Origin of the sequence: Enterobacter cloacae complex sp.6700776, from assembly GCF_048284255.1 — a bacterium.
GTDB classification, from domain to species: Bacteria; Pseudomonadota; Gammaproteobacteria; order Enterobacterales; family Enterobacteriaceae; genus Enterobacter; species Enterobacter intestinihominis.
This window is the reverse complement of sequence record NZ_JBLVYK010000044.1, coordinates 1-2,533: the sequence shown is the minus strand read 5'-3', so window position 1 is coordinate 2,533 and position 2,533 is coordinate 1. Positions and strand designations below refer to the sequence as shown.

Here is a 2,533-nt window from a genome sequence, read left to right as displayed (position 1 = left end):
ATTCCTCTGTAGTTCAGTCGGTAGAACGGCGGACTGTTAATCCGTATGTCACTGGTTCGAGTCCAGTCAGAGGAGCCAAATTTGAAAAGCCTGCTTTTAAAGCAGGCTTTTTGCTTTTGTGGGTTCGGTAAATTTGCCGGGTGGCGGCTGCGCCTTACCCGGCCTACTGATTAGCGACTAAATCTGATAATCAATCGCCACTTCTTCCGGTTCCATCACCTGGCGTTTGATCTCATCCACGGACAGCCCTGCATTGCACAGCTCGATAAATCGCCACACGTAGTTGCGCTGAAGCTGCCCGCGCTTTAGCCCCAGCCAGACGGTATTCGCGTCGAAAAGATGACGCGTATCCAGGCGCACCAGATTTCCGGCTTCATATTCTCCGCCAGACTGCTCGGCCACCAGGCCAATCCCCAGCCCTAACTCGACGTAGGTTTTGATCACGTCGGAATCCTGCGCGCTCAGCACCACGTCCGGTGTGAGCCCTTTACGCTTGAACGCTTCATCAATGCGCGAGCGTCCGGTAATGCCCTGCCGGTAGGTAATCAGCGGCCATTTGACGATCTCTTCCAGCGTCAACGGCGAAACCTGATTCAGCGGGTGATCGGCGGGTAACAGCAGGCTGTGATGCCAGCGGAACCACGGGAACGCCACCAGCAGCGGGTCGTTGCTCAGCCGTTCACTGGCGATACCAATATCTGCCCCACCGTTATGCAGCAGCACTTCGATTTCCTGCGGCGTGCCCTGGATCAGTTCCAGACGTACGTCCGGGAAGATCTCACGAAATGCTTTGATAACGGTCGGAAGACTGTAGCGCGCCTGCGTATGGGTGGTGGCGATTGTCAGCACACCTGAAGCGTCGTTGGTAAAGAGATCTGCCAGCCGACGAACGTTGCTGGCCTCGTTGAGAATGCGCTCAGCGATGGTCAGCAATGCCTTGCCTGGCTCCGTCATGCCCAGCAGGCGCTTGCCGCGACGGATAAAAATCTCAATGCCTAACTCCTCCTCAAGCTCGCGGATATGTCGGCTGACGCCTGACTGGGAGGTGTAAAGCATGTTGGCGACCTCGGTCAGGTTGTAATCCCGCCTGGCCGCCTCACGAATAATTTTAAGTTGCTGGAAATTCACGATTCACTCCGGCGCATCTGACATAAGGCTATTGTTAGAGTCAGCCGGGCTGAAGAACAAATAATAAAAACCAGCATCTTATGCTTATTTGGAATATCAGCTGACCAGTTGCAGCTCGCGATTTTCCAGCGACGGCTTACTGACCAGAGACATCAGGATCTCTTTCACCGCCTGCGCCTGCGGTGACAGGGAGCCGCGCGCGGACATATTCAACGACAGCGGTAAGCTCATGGATGGCGTGGTGATGCGGGCCATCCAGCCATTCGCCGCGCTGCACAGTGAACGTGCGGCAGACTCGGGCAGTACCGTTACCCCCATGCCGCTGGCAATGGCGGCAGTCAGCGTGGAGATGGAATCAATCTCACCGATAATCTTCGCCGTCAGACGGCGCAGCGAGAACGCTTCGTCAACGCGAACACGCACGGCGCTGTAGTCGCGCGGCAGGAACAGGTTCATCTCTGCCACGGCGGTTAAATCAATGCTCTGGCCGGGGCAATCACGGGTCCCGACCAGATAAAGATCTTCCTTAAGCAGCGGCTGGCTGGTGATCCCGGCAACCGGTGAGCGATCGTACAGCACCGCCATATCCAGCTGACCGTTGAGCAGTTTGTCATTGAGCACGGAACCACTGTTCTCATGCAGATAAACCAGCACTTCCGGTAGCTCCGCGCGCACCGCCTGAAGCAGCGGCATGGTTACCGACGATGCGGCCGTTCCCGGCGCCAGGCCGATGGAGACATTCCCGCTCAGGGTCTGACCTACGTTGTGCACGGCCAGTTGCGCCTGTTCGCACTGACGCAGGATCGTACGGGCATGGGTATATAAAATTTTTCCCGCTTCGGTAGGCGTTACGCCGCGCTTGGTGCGGATCAACAGTTGCTGGTCCATTTCGCCTTCCAGAGTCGCGACCTGCTGGCTCAGCGCAGGCTGCGCGATATGCAGCACTTCAGCCGCCTGGGTCAGGCTGCCGATATCGACGATTTTTACGAAGTATTTCAGTCGTCTTAAGTTCATGTTGCCCCCTGTTCGAAAATAGCGTGCCGGTAACGGCTGTGTTGTTAAACAGGTTTTGCAATATGGATGCCAGGTTTTGGCAGCGAATCAATATCTTTGCTAAGCGGCTGAAAATAAGGAAAGCCAATCGCTGGTGCCTGTTTTCAGACAGTGACAACGGATTCCGATCTGCCCCATTCGGGGTATATCTGCACAATAATGGTGCATTCCGTTGGCAAAAACGTCAGTTTGCTGATTTTGTCAGCAAACAGTCTAAAGTCGGCGATCCATCCTTTGACAAGGCGTACGCAGGTCGATAATATGCGCCCCGTTCACACGATTCCTCTGTAGTTCAGTCGGTAGAACGGCGGACTGTTAATCCGTATGTCACTGGTTCGAGTCCAGTCAGAGG

General features: G+C 55.4%; 2 protein-coding genes and 1 tRNA gene. 1 reads left to right on the top strand and 2 read right to left on the bottom strand.

Annotated features, from left to right (window positions below):
- The first annotated feature begins 2 nt into the window (after positions 1-2).
- Positions 3-78: transfer RNA gene (locus ACNQ0T_RS23090), tRNA-Asn, on the top strand.
- Positions 79-177: 99 nt separating this feature from the next.
- Here ACNQ0T_RS23090 and cbl read toward each other — a convergent pair.
- Both cbl and nac read right to left on the bottom strand, forming a co-directional pair.
- Complete coding sequence (cbl, locus tag ACNQ0T_RS23085) at positions 178-1,128, bottom strand: HTH-type transcriptional regulator Cbl (protein WP_003859532.1); 951 nt, start codon at positions 1,126-1,128, stop codon at positions 178-180.
- A gap of 96 nt (positions 1,129-1,224) precedes the next feature.
- Positions 1,225-2,142, bottom strand: coding sequence for a nitrogen assimilation transcriptional regulator NAC (nac, locus tag ACNQ0T_RS23080; protein ID WP_022648585.1), 918 nt, complete (start codon positions 2,140-2,142; stop codon positions 1,225-1,227).
- Positions 2,143-2,533: the final 391 nt, after the last annotated feature.

Coding starts and splice junctions, on each gene's coding strand:
- nac (WP_022648585.1), bottom strand. CDS start 2,142: ATGAACTTAAGACGACTGAAATACTTCGTAAAAATCGTCGATATCGGC.